The sequence below is a fragment of the uncultured Nocardioides sp. genome (genome assembly GCF_947488025.1).
In the GTDB taxonomy this organism is placed as follows: domain Bacteria; phylum Actinomycetota; class Actinomycetes; order Propionibacteriales; family Nocardioidaceae; genus Nocardioides.
The window spans coordinates 31,878-49,038 of record NZ_CANKYS010000011.1; the positions used below are offsets into that span (position 1 = coordinate 31,878).

The 17,161-nt window shown below is 71.9% G+C and carries 16 protein-coding genes; 8 read left to right on the forward strand and 8 right to left on the reverse strand.

Features of this window, described 5'->3' with window-relative positions:
- The first annotated feature begins 43 nt into the window (after positions 1-43).
- Together Q1B24_RS16865 and Q1B24_RS16870 are read left to right on the forward strand one after the other, a co-directional pair.
- The gene (locus Q1B24_RS16865) at positions 44-691 is read left to right on the forward strand and encodes a TetR/AcrR family transcriptional regulator (RefSeq protein WP_299931179.1); all 648 of its coding nucleotides are present in this window, start codon (positions 44-46) and stop codon (positions 689-691) included.
- 143 nt (positions 692-834) lie between these two features.
- Positions 835-1,629, forward strand: a complete 795-nt coding sequence (locus tag Q1B24_RS16870) for an alpha/beta hydrolase (RefSeq protein ID WP_299931180.1) — start codon at positions 835-837, stop codon at positions 1,627-1,629.
- Here Q1B24_RS16870 and Q1B24_RS16875 read toward each other — a convergent pair.
- Positions 1,616-2,236, reverse strand: coding sequence for a hypothetical protein (locus Q1B24_RS16875; protein WP_299931181.1), 621 nt, complete (start codon positions 2,234-2,236; stop codon positions 1,616-1,618). The two genes, Q1B24_RS16870 and Q1B24_RS16875, sit on opposite strands and share 14 nt — an antisense overlap.
- A gap of 356 nt (positions 2,237-2,592) precedes the next feature.
- Between Q1B24_RS16875 and Q1B24_RS16880 the strand changes: the two genes are divergently transcribed.
- The 3 genes from Q1B24_RS16880 to hrpB are packed head-to-tail and all read left to right on the forward strand — an operon-like array spanning position 2,593 to position 7,581.
- The gene (locus tag Q1B24_RS16880) at positions 2,593-3,660 is read left to right on the forward strand and encodes a substrate-binding domain-containing protein (RefSeq protein ID WP_299931182.1); all 1,068 of its coding nucleotides are present in this window, start codon (positions 2,593-2,595) and stop codon (positions 3,658-3,660) included.
- 60 nt (positions 3,661-3,720) lie between these two features.
- Positions 3,721-5,028, forward strand: coding sequence for an FAD-binding protein (locus tag Q1B24_RS16885; protein WP_299931183.1), 1,308 nt, complete (start codon positions 3,721-3,723; stop codon positions 5,026-5,028).
- A 27-nt stretch (positions 5,029-5,055) separates the two neighbouring features.
- On the forward strand, positions 5,056-7,581 hold the full coding sequence (gene hrpB, locus Q1B24_RS16890) for an ATP-dependent helicase HrpB (RefSeq protein WP_299931184.1): 2,526 nt from the start codon (positions 5,056-5,058) through the stop codon (positions 7,579-7,581).
- A 39-nt stretch (positions 7,582-7,620) separates the two neighbouring features.
- Here hrpB and Q1B24_RS16895 read toward each other — a convergent pair whose 3' ends face one another.
- Positions 7,621-8,409, reverse strand: a complete 789-nt coding sequence (locus Q1B24_RS16895) for a hypothetical protein (protein WP_299931185.1) — start codon at positions 8,407-8,409, stop codon at positions 7,621-7,623.
- Positions 8,410-8,552: 143 nt separating this feature from the next.
- Here Q1B24_RS16895 and Q1B24_RS16900 point away from each other — a divergent pair, with 143 nt between their 5' ends.
- Complete coding sequence (locus Q1B24_RS16900; RefSeq protein WP_299931186.1) at positions 8,553-8,831, forward strand: hypothetical protein; 279 nt, start codon at positions 8,553-8,555, stop codon at positions 8,829-8,831.
- 12 nt (positions 8,832-8,843) lie between these two features.
- Here Q1B24_RS16900 and Q1B24_RS16905 read toward each other — a convergent pair whose 3' ends face one another.
- The 5 genes from Q1B24_RS16905 to Q1B24_RS16925 all read right to left on the reverse strand — a co-directional run bounded on the left by Q1B24_RS16905 (position 8,844) and on the right by Q1B24_RS16925 (position 13,984).
- Positions 8,844-9,953 carry a uroporphyrinogen-III synthase gene (locus Q1B24_RS16905; protein ID WP_299931187.1) on the reverse strand — a complete coding sequence of 370 codons (1,110 nt, stop codon included), beginning with the start codon at positions 9,951-9,953 and terminating at the stop codon, positions 8,844-8,846.
- A complete protein-coding gene (nirD, locus tag Q1B24_RS16910; RefSeq protein ID WP_299931188.1) occupies positions 9,950-10,309 on the reverse strand; it encodes a nitrite reductase small subunit NirD in 360 nt (119 codons plus the stop codon). Before nirD ends, Q1B24_RS16905 begins: the two co-directional genes overlap by 4 nt.
- The gene (nirB, locus tag Q1B24_RS16915) at positions 10,306-12,936 is read right to left on the reverse strand and encodes a nitrite reductase large subunit NirB (protein ID WP_299931189.1); all 2,631 of its coding nucleotides are present in this window, start codon (positions 12,934-12,936) and stop codon (positions 10,306-10,308) included. Before nirB ends, nirD begins: the two co-directional genes overlap by 4 nt.
- Positions 12,937-13,067: 131 nt before the next feature.
- Positions 13,068-13,502, reverse strand: coding sequence for an SRPBCC family protein (locus tag Q1B24_RS16920; protein ID WP_299931190.1), 435 nt, complete (start codon positions 13,500-13,502; stop codon positions 13,068-13,070).
- Between the two features lie 47 nt (positions 13,503-13,549).
- The gene (locus Q1B24_RS16925; RefSeq protein ID WP_299931191.1) at positions 13,550-13,984 is read right to left on the reverse strand and encodes a hypothetical protein; all 435 of its coding nucleotides are present in this window, start codon (positions 13,982-13,984) and stop codon (positions 13,550-13,552) included.
- 64 nt (positions 13,985-14,048) lie between these two features.
- On the opposite strand from Q1B24_RS16925, the gene Q1B24_RS16930 reads away from it, so the two are divergent.
- Positions 14,049-14,759, forward strand: coding sequence for a hypothetical protein (locus Q1B24_RS16930; RefSeq protein ID WP_299931192.1), 711 nt, complete (start codon positions 14,049-14,051; stop codon positions 14,757-14,759).
- Positions 14,760-14,774: 15 nt separating this feature from the next.
- Positions 14,775-15,506, forward strand: a complete 732-nt coding sequence (locus Q1B24_RS16935) for a phospholipase D-like domain-containing protein (protein ID WP_299931193.1) — start codon at positions 14,775-14,777, stop codon at positions 15,504-15,506.
- Positions 15,507-15,513: 7 nt separating this feature from the next.
- On the opposite strand, the gene Q1B24_RS16940 is transcribed toward Q1B24_RS16935, so the two are convergent.
- On the reverse strand, positions 15,514-17,055 hold the full coding sequence (locus tag Q1B24_RS16940) for an alpha/beta fold hydrolase (RefSeq protein WP_299931194.1): 1,542 nt from the start codon (positions 17,053-17,055) through the stop codon (positions 15,514-15,516).
- Between the last annotated feature and the right edge of the window lie 106 nt (positions 17,056-17,161).

Genomic DNA, 17,161 nt, shown 5'->3' on the forward strand with positions numbered 1-17,161 from the left:
CCGTTATGATCGGACCATAACCCCGTGATGTGAGGCTGGCAAGGTGGCAGGGAGTCCGGACCAGACAGGTGCAGGCAGGAGCGCGTCCTCCGCGGAGGTGCGCCGACGGCTGCTCGAGGTCGCCGCCCACATGGTGCGCGAGCAGGGCGCTCCAGCGCTGTCCGCACGCAAGCTGGCCGCGGCCACCGGCACGTCGACCATGGCGGTCTACACGCACTTCGGGGGCATGCCCGGCCTGGTCCGCGCCATGGTGGCCGAAGGCTTCAGCAGGCTCTTCGCGCGAGTGGCGGCGGTGCCGATCACCGAGGACCCACTGCTCGACCTGCGCAACGCAGCCGCTGCCTATCGCGCGCACGCCCGAGCGGACCCCGACCTCTACGCGGTGATGTTTGGCTCGGCCACGCTCGGCGACTACCGCCTCCACTACGAGGACCGGATCGTGGGGCTCGACGCGTTCGTGCAGATCAAGCAGTTCATGGAACGTGGCATGGCGGCGGGAGTGTTGCAGGAGGCAGACCCTGCGGCCGTGGCAGCACAGTGGTGGACCGCTCTGCACGGTTTCGTGATGCTCGAGCTGACCAGGTTCATCGACGTCGTCGACGACGCCGAAGACACCGTGCTGTGGCCCCTGATGGACCATCTGCTCAGCTCCCTGATGGTGACACCCGAGCCACCACGGAAGGACGTCTAGCCGCGGACCATGTTCGCCCTCGGATGTGGCCGGAAGAGCAGCTTCCGGATCGATCTGACGGTCGCGGCGCACCGACGGCGCTTCCTCGGGAAGCAGTCGGTCGACCAGGCCCGCGCGGTCACATCGGGAGTACCGTCGCATCCATGGAGACGGTCGAGGTGAATGGCCTCCGCCTCGCCTATCGCCGCACCGGGCACGGACCAACGGTCATCTTCGTGCACGGTGGCGTGGAGGACAGCCGCGCCTGGACACCACAGCTCGACGCACTCTCCGACGAGTTCACCGTGATCGCGTGGGACGAGCCCGGCGCCGGCGGATCTCAAGACGTACCCGACGAGTTCGGCCTGTCCGACTACGCCGATTGCCTCGCCGGCATGGTCCGGGCGCTTGTCGGCTCGCCGACGTCGGCCGTCGGGATCTCGTGGGGTACGACAGTGATCCTCGAGGTGTATCGACGCCATCCCGCAGTAGTCCGCAGCATGGTGCTGGCTGACGGGTACGCCGGGTGGCGGGGGTCGCTGGGCGCCGAGGAGGCAGACGCCAGGTTGGCAGCCGTGCGCGCGGCGCTGGCTGAGCCGGATGATGCGTTCGATCCGACCCTGCCCGGGCTCTTCGCGGGTGAGCCGCCCGCTCCCTTCGTAGGACTCATGGAGGCGATGGCGGCTGACGTCAGACCCCACAGCATGTTGACGGCGCTCACCGCGATGGCACAGGCCGATCTCACCGAGGTTCTGCCAACCGTTGAGGTGGCGACACAGCTGATCTGGGGTGCGCTCGACGCCAGATCGCCGCTGTCGGTGGCGCGCGAGTTCGAGCGCCGGATCCCTGGAGCGACCCTGGCGGTGATCCCCGACTGCGGACACGTCAGCAACCTCGAGGCACCGGGACCGTTCAATGAGGTGGTTCGCGGCTTCCTCCACGAGGTCAGCCGCGGGTGAAGGTGATGGACTTGACCAGCTGGGTCACCAGCTGGGCGTCACGCTTGGTCGCTCCGAACGTGCGCGCCCGGAGGACGTGTCGGGCGCCGTTCACGTCCAGGATCCAGATCCGGTCAACGGTTCCGGGGTCTTCGACGCTCTGGGTGTCATGGATGATGTCAACCGCCCCGTCCTGGCAGGTCGAGACCTTGGCGTCGTCGGGGACAGTCGCCTTGACGAACAGCCCGTCCATGCCGCCGACGGTGACCGCGACCGGCTTGGTGGTGGCGAGGTAGGGCTGGCGGTTCAAGGCTGACGCGAGGTCGCCGACGGTGGGCCCCACGACCTTGGGGTCGTGGTCTCGGCAGGGGTGCACTGGCAGTGCGGTGCGCTTGTTCGCCGGGGTCAGCGAGACGATGGAGTCCCCGCCGGCTCGTCGGCCCGGGTTCAGGTACACCCCGCTGTGCACGTCGGAGTAGGCGGGGAGGTCGAACTGGTACAGCAGCGACTTCGAGACCCGCACGGCGTATCGACCTGCATCCACCGGGGCGAAGCCCTCGACGTCCTGCGACAACACCTTGACCCCACCGGGGAGTGTCGGCTCGTCGGGATCGAACGGATCGAGCAAGCCGCCCGGCTTCTCCGGCTCGTCTGATTCGGTCGGAGTTGAGCTCTTCGCGCTGCCCGCCGTCGCGGAGCCCGGGTCGGGTGACTCGGCACTGCATGCACCGAGCAGCACGGCCAGCGTCACGAGCAGCGCCGGTGTCCATCGAGCTGCGCGGAGGCGGGTCCTCAGGACTCCTTCGCCATGGAGCGGGAGTGCCGCCCTGTCCACACCAAGCCTGGTCGGAAACATGGTGACCCTCCTCCGGGTCGATGACGCCGCACATATCTACTGTGCTATATCACTGATACAGTTAGTTTCACGACGTTAGGCCTCAGGAGGAACGATTGTCAACCTTTCAGCTCTACCCTCGATCGGGCTTGGGCATCGCGGCGCAGATCCGGGCCCGCATCGCCCTGCAGATCGCCGATGCGGAGCTCGCTCCAGGTGACCGACTGCCTTCTGTCCGCTCCTTGGCAGGCGACCTGGGCGTCAACGTCAACACGGTCCGTGCCGCGTACGCCAAGCTGGAGGCGGACGGTCTGGTCGAGACCAGGCAGGGAATCGGCTCGGTGGTGCTGGCGACGTCGACCGGGGGGTCGCCGAGTGGCGCAGTCGGGTTCGGAGCCAACACGATCGCCGTGCTCATCGCGGGCCTGAATCCGTTCTACCTCCCCCTGCTGCGCGGCATCGAGGACGCCGCGAGCGAGCGGGGGTCACTCGTGCTGATCACCGACTCCCATGACTCGCCCACCCTCGCCGATGCCATGATGCGTCGCCTGATCGCGCGCGGAGTGGACGGCATCATCGCGGTCTCGGTCGGCTCCACGCCGGATCCTGTCCCTGAGGACGGCACCGCTCGGCTGCCCCCGATCGTCTACGTCGACCAACCAGAGCGGCGCGGATACAGCCTGGTCTTCGACGGGTCCGGCGCAGGTTACGCCGCCACACGCCACCTCATCGACCACGGGCACGTCCGGATCGGACTGCTCACAGCTCCCCTCACCTTGCCCAACGTCGCCGAGGTCCACCGCGGATACCTGAAGGCCCTCGAGGACGCCGGTCCCGCGCCCTCGCCCGAGCTCGTGTCCGAGGTGCCAGAGTTCAGTGTCGAAGCCGGCCGCGCGGCCCTCTCCCGGTTGCTGGAGCGGCCCGACCCCCCCACTGCTGTCTTCGCGGCCGATTCGACCCTGGCCCTGGGGGCGCTGTACGAGGCGAAGCTACGAGGGCTGCACGTCCCGGACGATCTGGCCATCGTCGGCTACACCGACTCGCCTCTCTCGACGCTCGTCGACCCGCCGCTGACCATGGTCGAGGTCCCGGCACGCGAGATCGGCGCCAAAGCCATGCGAACCCTCTCTGACCTGATCGACGGCAAGAAGCCCCGCCGTCGGCGCACCGTGCTCCCCGCCGAGCTCATCGTGCGCGACAGCTGCGGCTCACACTGACGTACCTCCATCAGCGCAGGGTCGGGTTGTAGTTTCGAACGACACCGACGAGGAGACCGCATGCCCGGACCACAGCACGACCCGAGCGCCCCGACCGGCGATGACGGCTCCGCCGCCGACCCCGGCACCAACTGGGCCGGCAACCACGTCTACACGGCCGCGCGCTACGTCCGCGCGCGCTCGCTCGACGAGGCCCAGGAGGTCGTCCGCTCGTCCCGCAAGGTGCGACTGCTCGGCACCCGCCACTCCTTCAACGCCCTGTGCGACACCGAGGGGACGCTGCTGGACCTGACGGGCCTCGCCGCCGAGCCGGTCCTCGACCTGGAGCGCGGAACGGTCCGGGTCGCCGGCGGTACGCCGTACAACGACGTCGCGGCCCACCTGCAGTCTCGCGGCCACGCGCTGGCCAACATGGGTTCTCTCCCCCACATCTCGGTGGCCGGCGCCACGTCGACGGGGACGCACGGGTCGGGCGCGGCCAACCGCATCCTCGGCGCAGGCGTCAGCCGCCTCGAGCTGATCGGCGCCGACGGCGAGCTGCGCGCGATCTCCCGCGGCGAGCCGGACTTCGACGGCTCCGTCGTCGCGCTGGGCGCCCTCGGAGCCGTCGTGTCGCTCGACCTGGACGTCGAGCCGACCTACGACGTGCGCCAGGACCTCTACGCGCACCTGCGTTGGAGCGAGGTGATCGAGCAGATCGACGAGGTGCTGGGGTCGGCCTACAGCGTCAGCGTCTTCGGGCGGTGGAACGACGACGATCCCACCGAGGTGCTGGCGAAGACCCGCCTTCCCGACGGCGGGGCACCGGCCGACTGGACCCGCGGGACGGAGGCCGTCCCGGCCGCCACCGCGTCGCTCACCCTCGGCGGGGGTGACCACATCACGCTGCGCGGCACGCCCGGGCCGTGGTCGGAGCGACTGCCCCACTTCCGCGGGGACCGGCAGCCCAGCTTCGGCGAGGAGATCCAGTCGGAGTGGTTCGTCCCCGCCGCCGACGCCGCAGCCGCGCTGCGCGCCGTCACGGACCTCGCGGCCGCGACCGGCGGGGAGCTGGCCGCACTACTCATCGTGAGCGAGATCCGCGCCATCCGCTCGGACGACCTGTGGCTCTCCCCTGCCCAGGGGCGCGAGACCGTCGCGCTGCACTTCACGTGGAAGCGCGAGCCGGAGGCCGTGCTGGCCATGGTGCGGCGCGTCGAGGATGCCCTCGTGCCGTACGCCGCCCGACCGCACTGGGGCAAGGTCTACGACCGCGTCGAGCCCGCGCACCACCCCCGCCTCGCCGACTTCCGCGCACTGGCGGAGCGGGTGGACCCCGGAGGAACCTTCCGCAACCCGATGGTCGAGCACGTGCTCGGCATGGGGTGACACCGCCACCTCAGGCACACTGCACGAGTGTCCGACCCGCTGAGCGACCTGCTCGCCGCGCCGCCCGACCTCCCGGTCACCGCAGGTCTGGCCGCTCTCGGCGAGGCGCTCCGCACGCGCGGGGTCGCGGTGGTCCAGGCACCGCCGGGCACCGGCAAGACGACGTTGGTCCCACCCGCGGTCGCCGAGGTCGTCACCGGACGGGTCGTGGTCACGCAGCCCAGCCGCATCGCAGCCCGCGCTGCGGCCCGCCGGCTGGCGCACCTGCTGGGTGAACCGGTCGGCGAGACGGTCGGGTACGCCGTACGCGGGGACCGACGCAGCAGCCGACGTACTCGCGTCGAGGTCGTCACGACCGGTCTGCTGCTCCGGCGGATCCAGCACGATCCCGAGCTGGCCGGCGTCGGGGCGGTCGTGCTCGACGAGGTGCACGAGCGCCACCTCGACGCCGACCTGACCCTGGCGCTGCTCGTCGACGTCCGGGCCAACCTGCGTGAGGACCTGTCCCTGGTGGCGATGTCGGCCACCATCGAGGCCGAGCGGACGGCCGCCCTGCTCGGTGGTGGCGGCGCTCCGGTGGTCCGCGTCCCGGGTGCCCTGCACCCGGTCCGAGCGGTCTGGTGTCCGCCGCCTGCGGGGGTGCGCCGTACCGACGACCGCGGGATCACCCCGGCGTTCCACGACCACGTCGCAGCGACCGTGCGTCGTGCGCTGGTCGAGCACGAGGGGGACGTCCTGGTCTTCGTGCCGGGTGTCGCGGAGGTCGAGGCGACCGTACGTCGCCTCGCCGGCGTGGACGCATCCGTGCACGCCCTGCACGGACGTCTGTCCGGCGCCGCGCAGGACCGTGCGCTCAGCGAGGGCCCACGACGACGGGTGATCGTCTCGACCGCGGTCGCCGAGTCGTCGCTGACGGTGCCCGGCGTACGCGTCGTGGTGGACGCCGGATTCTCCCGCGAGCCGCGCACCGACCACCGTCGCGGACTGGCTTCGCTGGTGACCGTCGCGGTGAGCCGGGCAGCGGCCGAGCAGCGGGCGGGACGGGCCGGACGGCTCGGCCCTGGCGCCGTGCTCCGTTGTTGGTCCGAGGCGGAGCACGCGCACCTGGCCGCTCACCCGGAGCCCGAGATCGCCACCGCCGACCTGACGGCCTTCGCCCTGGAGGTGGCCTGCTGGGGCAGCCACGACGTCCGCGACATGGCGCTGCTCGACCAGCCACCGGCGCACGCACTGGCGGCGGCCCAGGAGGTGCTGGTGGGCCTGGGGGCGATGACCGAGGACGGACGAGCCACCTCGCGGGGCCGGGTGATCGCAGGCGTGCCCGCCGACCCCCGGCTGGCGCGCGCCCTTCTCGACGGGGCTGGTCTCGTCGGGGACAAGCGGGCCGCAGAGGTGGTCGCGATGCTGAGCGAGGACGTACGCGCTCCCGGCGGGGACCTGGTCGCCGCGCTTCGGTCGCTGCGCTCAGACCAGCGGGCCGGGTCGTGGCGCAGCCAGGTCGCCCGGCTGGAGGAGGTCGTCGCGAAGCAGGGCGACCGGCCAGCAGCGTCGGGCGACGCCCGCGCCCTCACCGACGACGTGGCAGTCGGTCTGGTGGTGGCCCTCGCGCATCCCGACCGGATCGCACGCAAGCGCTCCGGCACGTCGAGCTACCTGATGGCGTCCGGGACAGGCGCGGCGCTCGACCCTCGCGACCCAGGACCGCTGGCCGGGCTCGAGTGGCTCGCGGTCGGTGACGCCCAGCGAGGGCCCGGGGACCGCGAGGCCCGGATCCGCGCGGCGGCCCCGCTCACCGAGGACCTCGCGCTGGAGGCAGCGGGATCGATGTGGACCGAGGTGGACGAGGTCACCTGGACCGGTGGGCGGGTGGTGGCCCGCCGACGGACGTTGCTGGGCGCGATCGAGCTCAGCTCGACCCCGCTCAGCGATCCACCCGCGCAGGCCGTGAGCGACGCGATCGGAGAGGCGGTCGCGAGCGAGGGGATCACCCTCCTCACCTGGACGGAGGCGGCCACGGCGCTGCGCGCCCGCCTCGACTTCCTGCACCGCGCGCTCGGCGACCCGTGGCCCGACGTCAGCGACGCAGCACTGACGCAGGACCTCGACTCCTGGCTCGGGCACCAGCTGGCGCGGGTCCGCTCGGCGCAGGACCTTCGTCGGATCGACGTGACGGCCGCCCTGCGAGCGATGGTGCCGTGGCAGGAGGCGGGCAGGCTCGACGACCTGGCCCCCGAACGCGTCCAGGTCCCCAGCGGGTCGAGCGTGCGGATCGACTACTCCCAGGACCAGCCGGTGCTCGCCGTGCGACTGCAGGAGGTCTTCGGCTGGACCTCCGCACCGGTCCTGGCCGACGGCCGGGTCCCGCTCCTGCTGCACCTGCTCTCCCCCGCCCGACGCCCGGCCGCCGTCACCGCAGACCTGCAGTCCTTCTGGGACAACGGCTACCCCGGCGTGCGCGCCGACCTGCGCGGGCGCTACCCCAAGCACGCCTGGCCGGAGGATCCCCGCAGCGCACCCGCCACCGCGCGGACGAACAAGGCTCGCCGAGGCTGAGCGACTCGTGACGGTCTGCTCGCAAGTACCGGCGGGCGCTCAGAACCCGCCGAAGTCGAACCCGCCGCCGTCGAAACCGCCGCCGTCGCCACCGCCGTCGTACCCACCGCCGTCGCCGCCGTCGGATCCGCCGCCGTCGTCACCACCGCCTCCACCGTCGGAGCCGCCACCGAAGTCGCCGAACATCATCCCGCCCATGAACATCCAGGTCATGGGTCCGAAGGCACCGAAGTAGCCCGCGGCGTACGGCTCGTAGGCGCGCCCGCCCTGCCAGTAGGGGACCCGCTGCGCGCCGACCATGACCTTGCGGACGTCCGGCTCGGCGCCGGCGTTGACGCGCTCGACGTCGAGGGCGCACGCGGGCACGTCACGTTCGACGCCGTCCGGCGGGACGAAGAGGACGTCGGCGACCGACGGTCCGTGGCGCGGGTCGAAGAAGCACGGCGGCCGGCGGGTGGGGAGCGGCCGTCCCTCGACCCGAGCGCGCACGCACGCGATGGCGTAGCGGCCGTCCTCGACGATCGAGGTGATGTGCCGGATGTCCTCCGGCTTCGTGATGGAGTCGCCTGCGGTCTTGGCCGACTCGTAGGTGTCGAGCGCACGCTGGTAGTCGGCGTTGGCGCCGGCGTCCAGGACGTGACCGCTCATCTCGTAGTCGAGCTCCTGGAGGTCGACGCCGAACGCGGTGATGTCCTCGAAGGCCAGCTTCTTCACCGGGGCGAGCTCGTCCTCGCGCCGCTGGAGCTCCCGCGCCTTGTTGCGACGGGCCAGGACGACCGCGCCGACGCCCACCACGGCGAGCACCACCAGCAGCAGGATCACATCCATGACGAGAGCGTACGTCGCCTGCCGCAGCGGGTGGTCCGTCACTGAGTGCTCAAGATCATGGCCTCGCCCTATTGGATCGATCCAATCCCTGCTCCAGACTGGAGGTCACAGCCAGGCCACATCGCGACTCCGAGGGGTTGTCCATGACGAACCAGACCAGCCTGACCGACGAGCTCAACGCCCTCTACGCCAACTACGTCGAGTCCATCAACGATGCCGTCGCGGCCGACGACCTGGCCCTCGCGGCCGAGCTGGCTGACTCCTACGACCGGGACGCCATCATGCTGATGGCCGAGCGCGAGGGGCGCCAGAACCTGCTGGCCCACTTCGGCCTGACGCCGGACGGTGGCCGCCTCAAGGTGCAGCGCGACATCCCGCTGCGTCGTCTGGTGAAGAGCGTCACGGCACTGCGCTCCGCCTGAGCAGTCGGACGGCTACCCCACCGCCAACCGGTACCCCCGCTTCACGACGGTGAGCACGGCCTTCGTCCCGATGGCCGCGCGCAGCCGCGCGACCGCCATCTCGACCGCGTGCTCCGAGCCCGCCTGCCCCGAGGGCAGCGCAGCGAGCAGCGCCCGGCGCGACACCACGTGACCGGGGTTCACCAGCAGCGCGTTGAGCACCGAGAGCGGCGCGGGTGACAGCTCGACCGGCACCCCGTCGAGCAGGAGCGAGTCGGAGTGCACGATCAGCGTCCGTCCGTCCGCGAGGCGTACGTCGACCCCGTCCCGCCGCGTCGGGAGCTCGGTCTCGAGCTGCTTGACCATCCCGGCCAGGCGCGAGCGGTCGGGAAAGATCGTCGGGACGCCCCACATCTCGAAGGCCGCCGCGGTCACCGGGCCGACGCACGAGGCGACGACGTCGGACTGGAAGGCGCTGATCAGGTCGTCGCGCCGGCCGACGCTGTACGCCGCCTCCATCAGCGCCGCGACCGCAGGGGCTGACGTGAAGGTGACCGCGTCGAGCTCGCGGTCGGCGATCAGGTCGATCAGGCCGAACATCGGCGCCGGGTCGTCGGCCGAGGCCACGCGGTAGATCGGCACCGTCACCACCGACGCGCCCTGACGGCGGAGGGCGTGGGCGGCCATCGACAGCGACTGGCCGTGCTCCTGCACGACGATCCGCTTGCCGGTGAGGTCGCGGCCGCGCAGGTGGGCGAGCACGTCCTCGAAGCACTCCGACTCCGGCGCCCAGAGCTCGCGCAGGCCGTTGGCCCGGAGCACGCCGACGCTCTTCGGGCCGCGGGCCAGGATCTCCGCGGAGCCGAGCACGGCGACGAGGTCGTCGTACAACCCGGCGTCGGCGGCGGCCGCGAGCCAGGTCTTCATCCCGATCCCGGTGGTGGCGAGGAAGAGGTCGACCGGGCCGAGGATGACCTCCTTCGTCGCGGCGAGCAGCTCGCCGAGATCGACGTGGTTGGGCTCGAGCGACAGCGCGGCGGCCCACTCGACCGTGGCCCCGCGACGTTCCAGCAGTGCCACCTGCTCCTCGGCCTTGCGGGCAGCGGTGACCCCGATCCGGAACCCCGAGAGCGGCAGGCTCACGTGACCTCCCCAACCGGCCGGACCGACCCGACGTGCACGACGCCGTCGACCACCGAGACGTCGTACGACGGAACGGACACCGTCTCGTCGTCGAGGCAGGCGCCGGTGCGGAGGTCGAAGGCCTGCTTGTACATCGGCGAGCTCACCACCGGCGCGTCGCCGCGCGAGCCGACGATGCCGCGCGAGAGCACCGACGCACCGCTGAACGGGTCGACGTTGGAGAGCGCGAAGACCTCGCCGGAGTGCGTACGGAACACGGCGACCGCCTCACCGGACACCAGGGCGGCGACCCCGCCCTCGAGCGGGACGGCGGACACGGCGCACACGGGGGTCAGGGCTACGGCGACGGTGCTCATGCGGGCGCTCCCACGGGGATGAGGGCCGGGGCGATCGGCTGGATCTGGTCGCGCTCGGTGGTGAACGCGATCGACGGGTCGGGGGTGTCGGGGGCGTTGACGAAGGAGACGAACCGCTCCAGCTTGGTCGGGTCCTCGAGCGTCGCGCGCCACTCGTCCTCGTAGCCGCCGACGTGCCGCGCCATCTCCGCCTCGAGCTCCGCGCCGAGCCCGAGCGAGTCGTCGACGACGACCTCGCGCACCCGGTCGAGCCCGCCATCGAGCTGCTCGATCCAGGTCGAGGTGCGCTGGAGCCGGTCGGCGGTGCGGACGTAGTACATGAGGAACCGGTCGAGGTACGACACCAGCGTGGCGGTGTCGAGGTCACCGGCGAGCAGCCGGGCGTGGGCGGGCGTGGCGCCGCCGTTGCCGCCGACGTAGAGGTTCCATCCCTTCTCGGTCGCGATGACACCGAAGTCCTTGCCGCGCGCCTCCGCGCACTCGCGGGCGCACCCGCTGACCCCGCCCTTGAGCTTGTGCGGGCTGCGCAGCCCGCGGTAGCGCAGCTCCAGCGCGATCGCGAGACCGACCGAGTCCTGCACCCCGAACCGGCACCAGGTCGAGCCGACGCACGACTTCACCGTGCGCAGCGACTTGCCGTAGGCGTGGCCGGACTCGAACCCCGCGTCGACGAGCCGGCGCCAGATCGCGGGCAGCTGCTCCATCCGGGCACCGAAGAGGTCGATCCGCTGGCCGCCGGTGATCTTGGTGTAGAGCCCGTAGTCCTTGGCCACCTCGCCGATCACGATGAGCTTGTCGGGCGTGATCTCACCGCCCGGGATGCGCGGCACGACGGAGTAGGTGCCGTTGCGCTGGATGTTGCCGAGGTACTTGTCGTTGGTGTCCTGCAGCTCGGCGGTCGCCGGTTCGAGGATGTGGGTGCTGGTCTGGCTGGCCAGGATGCTGGCGATCGCGGGCTTGCAGACGTCGCAGCCGCGGCCGGTGCCGTGGGCCGCGACGATGTCGTCGAAGCGCCGGTAGCCGTGCACCGCCACGACGTCGAAGAGCGCCTGCCGGGTGAGCCGGAAGTGCTCGCAGATCCCCTTGTCGACGACCCGGCCGACGCTGGCGAAGTGGTCCTCGATGATGTTCTTCACCGTCGCCACGCACGACCCGCACGTCGAGCCGGCGCGCGTGCACTGCTTGACGTCGCCCACGCTCTCGCAGCCCTGGTCGGTGACCGCGTGGAGGATGTCGGCCTTCGTCACGTCGTTGCACGAGCAGACCTGCGCCTCGTCGGGCATCCCGAGCTGGATGCCGGCGCCGGTGCCGACCGGGAGGATGAGCTGCTCGGGGTTGTCGGGCAGTGCGAGGCCGCTGCTGACCATCGGCCGCAGGACGCCGTACGCCGACGCGTCGCCGACCAGGATCCCGCCGAGCAGCCGCGAGCCGTCCTCGCTGACCACGAGCTTCTTGTAGACGCCGGCGACCGCGTCGGCGTAGGTCAGCTCGAGGGACCCGTCGGTGGTCGCGAAGGCGTCGCCGAAGCTCGCGACGTCGACGCCGAGGAGCTTGAGCTTGGTCGACATGTCGGCGCCGGTGAAGGTGCCCGGGCCGTCGAGGAGCGCGTCGACGACGACCTCGGCCATGGCGTAGCCCGGGGCGACGAGGCCGTACATCGTGCCGCCCGGCGCCGCGCACTCCCCGATCGCGAAGACGTGCGGGTCCGCGGTCCGGCACTGCTCGTCGACCAGTACGCCGCCGCGCGGCGCGACCTCCAGGTCGCACTCGCGAGCCAGGGCGTCGCGCGGTCGGATGCCGGCGGAGAACACCACGACCTGCGCGTCGACGACCTGCGTCGGGGCGCCCTCGTCGGTGCCGGCCTGCCGCACCCGGAGCCCGGTGACGGACGAGCCGCCCTCGATGGCCTCGGTGACCACGCCGGTGTGCACGGTCACTCCGAGGCGCTCGATGTGCCGCACCAGCGTCGAGCCGGCGCCGTCGTCGAGCTGCACCGGCATCAGCCGGGGCGCCATCTCGACGACGTGGGTGTCGAGGCCGAGCTGGACGAGCGCGTTGGCCGCCTCCAGGCCGAGCAGACCGCCGCCGATGACGACGCCGCTGGTGGCCGCGGCACTGGCCGCCTGGATCGCCTCGAGGTCCTCGATGGTGCGGTAGACGAAGCAGCCGTCCTTGCCGCGACCCTCGACGGGCGGGACGAACGGCGCCGCGCCCGTGGCGAGCACCAGGACGTCGTACTCGTGGACGGTGACGGCGCCCGGCACCCCCTGCTGGTCGAGGAGGGCGTTCTGGCGCCCGTCACGAGACCCCACCGCGCTGGGCGGGGACACGACGGTGACGGTCCGCGCGGCCCGGTCGACCTCGGTCACGACGCTATCGAGCACGAGGCGCACCCGCGGGTCGTCGTACTCCCCACCGGGCAGCAGCGACAGCGCGTCCGAGCCGCCATCCCCATCGGCGTGGGCGAACCAGCTGGTGAGGGCGACCCGGTCGTAGGCCGCGCGCGGCTCCTCGCCGAGGACGAGGACGTCGTGGGTCTCGGTGAGGCCGCGCTCGACGGCGGCCTGGGCGAACCGGTGGCCCACCATGCCGTGCCCGACGACGACGATCCGCTGGCGCTTGGTCATGCCGATGAACCTAGGAAGCCGATGTTGTCGGCGGCTTCCACGAATGTTTCGGGCGTGAAAACTGGGTGGCACGGCCTCACGCGGGCCTGCCCCCGCGCGCGGACCCGTTGGCAGGCTGAACTGACGTCAATTCAGCTCGGCTTCGGACCCTCCTCCGTCACCCGCTTGATCGAGGCGGCCTCCGTCTCGACGTAGCGCTTCGTCAGCCTCTTCGTCATGAGCCAACCGACCCGGCCCATCGGCCCGGCGACGGCGACGGTCAAAGTCAGGCGGGTCGCGCCTGCGTCCGGCTCCACCACGTGGCCGGCGGAGATCGCGGCCCCTGGCGACCGCGACCTCCAGGTGAAGGACCGGCCCTGTTCGAGCTCCGTCACCATCCACACCGCCTCCGGCAGCCTGGGCTGCTGGAGCCGCGTGCGAGAGCCGACCGCCAGCGGACCATCGTCGAGCCGCTGGACCGAGTCGACCGTCGGTATCCGCTCCGGCCAGCGCTCGATGTCGACGACCACCTCCCAGACCCGCTCGGGTGGTGCAGCGATCCTGACGGTGTGCTGGAGACCGGGCATGTCCCGAGTGTGCACCGGTGCGCCCCCGCTCTGCGACGCTTGCCACCTCACACCGGCCGGGCGAGCTCCTCGCACATGTCGACGAGCACCTCGAGCTGCCCGGGAGTGACGTACGACGGATTGCTCCCGGCCGGCATCCGCAGCACCTCCAGCGCGGCGAGGTCCGGGTGGCCGACGAGCTCCGAGCGCAGGAGCGGCTGGTCGAGCGGGACCAGGACCATCGGCATGACCCCGTCGCGGGCAGGCCCCGTGATCCGGCCGTGGGCGTGGATGCCGGCGGGCAGCCCTGGCTCCGAGCCGCTCATCCAGAGCAGCACCGGCTGCCCAGCGACCGCGAGGTCGGTGCGGTAGGTCGGCCGCGCGCACCACGTCTCCACGCCCGCGAAACCGGCGCGCACGTGCTCGCGGGTCGAGCGCTCGGCGCCGCTGGCCTTCACCAGCCAGGCGCCGAGCGTGTCGGGCGAGAGGGCACGATCGGGCACGACCCGAGCGTCGCACGGTGACTGAAACGGTGACTGAAACGCGAGGTGCTGGGAACCTGTGGGGGTGAGCGAGTGGTTCCTGCCGGAGACGGAGCGCCCCTGGACCTCCGGCAACCTGGTGGTGCCCCGCGTGCACGGCTCCGCCTACTTCGCACGCCTCGTCGAGCTGGTCGGGGCGACCGCGGCCGGCGACCGGATCTACTTTACCGACTGGCGCGGCGACTCCGACGAGCGGCTCACCGCGGACGGACCGACCGTCGCCGAGTTGCTCCGCGACGCGGCCGCGCGTGACGTCGAGGTGCGGGCGCTGATGTGGCGCTCCCACCCGGGCCGGCTCAACGGCGAGGAGAACAACCACCTCGGCCGGATCGTCAATGAGTGCGGCGGCGAGGCGCTGCTCGACGAGCGCGTGCGCAAGGGTGGCTCGCACCACCAGAAGCTCTTCGTCGTACGCCACAAGGGTCGGCCCGAGGAGGACGTGGCGTTCGTCGGTGGCATCGACCTGTGCCACAGCCGCCGCGACGACGCCGACCACGCCGGCGATCCGCAGGCAGCACCCCTCGACGACCGCTACGGCGAAGCCCCGCCGTGGCACGACGCGATGGCGGAGATCCGGGGTCCGGCGGTGGCGCACGTGCTCGACACCTTCACCGAGCGGTGGGACGACACGACCCCGCTCGACCACCGCAACCCCTACCGCGCCGTCGCGCACCGGATCGCGAGGATGCCGCGGCACCCCGAGCAGCTGCCCGAGCGCTGGGACCCGCCGCCGTAGGCCGGCCGGCACCAGGTGCAGATCCTGCGGACGTACCCCTTCAAGCGGCCGCGCTACCCGTTCGCCCCCGACGGCGAGCGGTCGGTCGCGCGCGCCTACTCACGGGCCTTCAGCCGGGCGCGCAGGCTGGTCTACGTCGAGGACCAGTACTTCTGGTCCGACCTCGTGGCCGCGACCCTCGCCGACGCCCTCCGGCGCGAGCCGGGGCTGCAGGTCATCGCGCTGGTGCCGCGTTACCCGGAGGAGGACACCCGGGTCGGCGGCCCGCCGATGAAGCACGGCCAGCGCGTCGCGTGGGAGCGGCTGAAGGAGGCCGGCGGCGACCGCTTCACGATGTTCGACCTCCACAACGCCGAGGGCACCCCGATCTACGTGCACGCCAAGGTCTGCATCGTCGACGACGAGTGGATGACGATCGGCTCGGACAACCTCAACCTCCGCTCGTGGACGCACGACTCCGAGATCACCTGCGCGGTGGTCGACCCCCATGGCGAGCTGCCCCGCGAGCTGCGCACGTCACTGTGGGCCGAGCACCTCGGCCTGCCCGACGACGACCCCCGGCTCACCGACCTCGACGACCCGGTCGACCTGTGGACGTCGCGCGTCGGCGCTCCTGGGAGCCGGGTCCAGGCGCACGAGCCGCCTTCACTCCCACGTCGTACGACGCTGTGGGCCCGGCCGGCGTACCGCTACGCCTACGACCCCGACGGCCGGCCGCGACGGCTGCGCGGGACGACGGACTTCTGAGCATCCCTCACCGGTTCGTCACCGGCAGGTGCACCACCACGTCCTTCATCCGCATCGCACCGACGACGCGGCTGCCGAACCCAGCGGACATGTCGGAGATCGGCGCGACGGTGAGGAACAGCGTCTGTCCGGCGGGTACGTCGACCGCGACCGAGGGCAGCTCGACCCCGCGTCGCGGCTTGTCGATCGCGATGCCGTTCTCGCGGATCGGCAGCATGTTGTTCTGCACGACCCGCGCGTCGAGGGGGCTGGTGCCGACCGACAGCCCGAGGAAGGCGCGGTTGTCGGGGCCGATCGTCGTGAGCCGGGCGTCCAGGGTGGGCGAGCCGGCGATCGTGAGCGGGCCCTGGGCGACGGGGTAGGCGACGGGTGCGCCGACGCCGACCGTGCTGACGACCTCGCCGAGCTCGACGGCGGTGGTGGGTGCGACAGCGGGGACGCTCACGCAGCGGTCCCCTGCCGCGGTGGTCAGGTGGTAGCGCCCGAAGCCGGTGAGCCCGGTCCTCTCACCCTGCAGGTTCTGCTGCAGGAACCGCAGGCCGAGGTCGGCGAAGTCCGGGCTCCCGAGCGTCGGGGAGCAGGCGTCGGTGGTCGCGAGCGGGATGTCGAGGTTGGTGCCGGGCGGGAGCACGGCCGGGAGGGTGTGCCCGCCGTTGTAGCCGACGAAGATGCTGCGCGAACGGGCCCGGTCGGTGAGCAGCCGGCCGAAGTTGTCCAGGCGCTGGTCGAGCGGGAAGAGGTTGTCGGTCGCGCCCTGGCCGAAGAGCACCGGGACGTCGAGGCGGCGGCCCTGGCGCACGTGCCACTCCGGGCCGTTGCGGTCGAGGAAGTCGTGGAGGCGGGTCGGCACGTTGCCCGTCGCGGTTGCCTCGACGAAGCCCTGGACCACGCGCGGCGGGAGGGCGTCGGTCGGCAGCGCGGCCGCGGTCAGCGCCGCCGCCCACTCGGTGCGGGGCACGCCCTGCGGAAACAGGCTCTCGGTCAGGCTCCACCAGGTGATCTCGGGGACCAGCGCGTCGAACCGCGTGGCGCCGCGGTCGCGGATCTCGCTGAGTGCGCCGACGAACTGGTAGCCGCCGCCGTAGGACCCGCCGATCGCGCCGAGCACGGGGTCGCCCGGCCGCTCCTCCTGCACCCACGGCTGCGCGGCGACGAGGTCGACGACCTCCTGGACGTCCCGGCCCTCCACGTCGGGGTTCTCGATGTGGGCCTTGCCGCCGCTCTCGCCGAAGCCGCGCTGGTCGAAGCTCAGCACGCCGAACCCGGCGTCGGTCAGGTAGGCGAACGCCGCGGGATCCGTCGTACGGCTGCCGCCCCAGCCGTGGCTGTGCAGCACCATCGGCACGGGACGGTCGGGCGTGGCGCCCGCCGGCCGGAACAGCGTGAAGCAGATGTCGACCGGCGCAGTCGTGCCGGGATCGGGCACGCTCTGCACGCAACCGTCTGTCGTGGTGACCGGGTCGGCAGCAGCAACGGGCGTCGGGCCCAGGAGCGGGACGGAAGCAGCGGTGAGCACGACGGCGGCGGCTGCGGTAACGAGTCGGTGCATGGCATCTCTCCTGCGGCGGGGTCACCGGTACCAACGATCAGCCGCCGTGCGGGCTACGCCCCGGCCGTGTCGCGGGCTCCCTCACTGCTCTTGACGTCGTCAGCCT

Excerpts from the sequence above, each read along its gene's own strand:
- Q1B24_RS16870 (WP_299931180.1), top strand. The coding sequence starts at position 835 with ATGGAGACGGTCGAGGTGAATGGCCTCCGCCTCGCCTATCGCCGCACC.
- Q1B24_RS16885 (WP_299931183.1), top strand. The coding sequence starts at position 3,721 with ATGCCCGGACCACAGCACGACCCGAGCGCCCCGACCGGCGATGACGGC.
- Q1B24_RS16895 (WP_299931185.1), bottom strand. The coding sequence starts at position 8,409 with ATGGATGTGATCCTGCTGCTGGTGGTGCTCGCCGTGGTGGGCGTCGGC.
- Q1B24_RS16900 (WP_299931186.1), top strand. The coding sequence starts at position 8,553 with ATGACGAACCAGACCAGCCTGACCGACGAGCTCAACGCCCTCTACGCC.
- nirD (WP_299931188.1), bottom strand. The coding sequence starts at position 10,309 with ATGAGCACCGTCGCCGTAGCCCTGACCCCCGTGTGCGCCGTGTCCGCC.
- nirB (WP_299931189.1), bottom strand. The coding sequence starts at position 12,936 with ATGACCAAGCGCCAGCGGATCGTCGTCGTCGGGCACGGCATGGTGGGC.
- Q1B24_RS16920 (WP_299931190.1), bottom strand. The coding sequence starts at position 13,502 with ATGCCCGGTCTCCAGCACACCGTCAGGATCGCTGCACCACCCGAGCGG.
- Q1B24_RS16940 (WP_299931194.1), bottom strand. The coding sequence starts at position 17,055 with ATGCACCGACTCGTTACCGCAGCCGCCGCCGTCGTGCTCACCGCTGCT.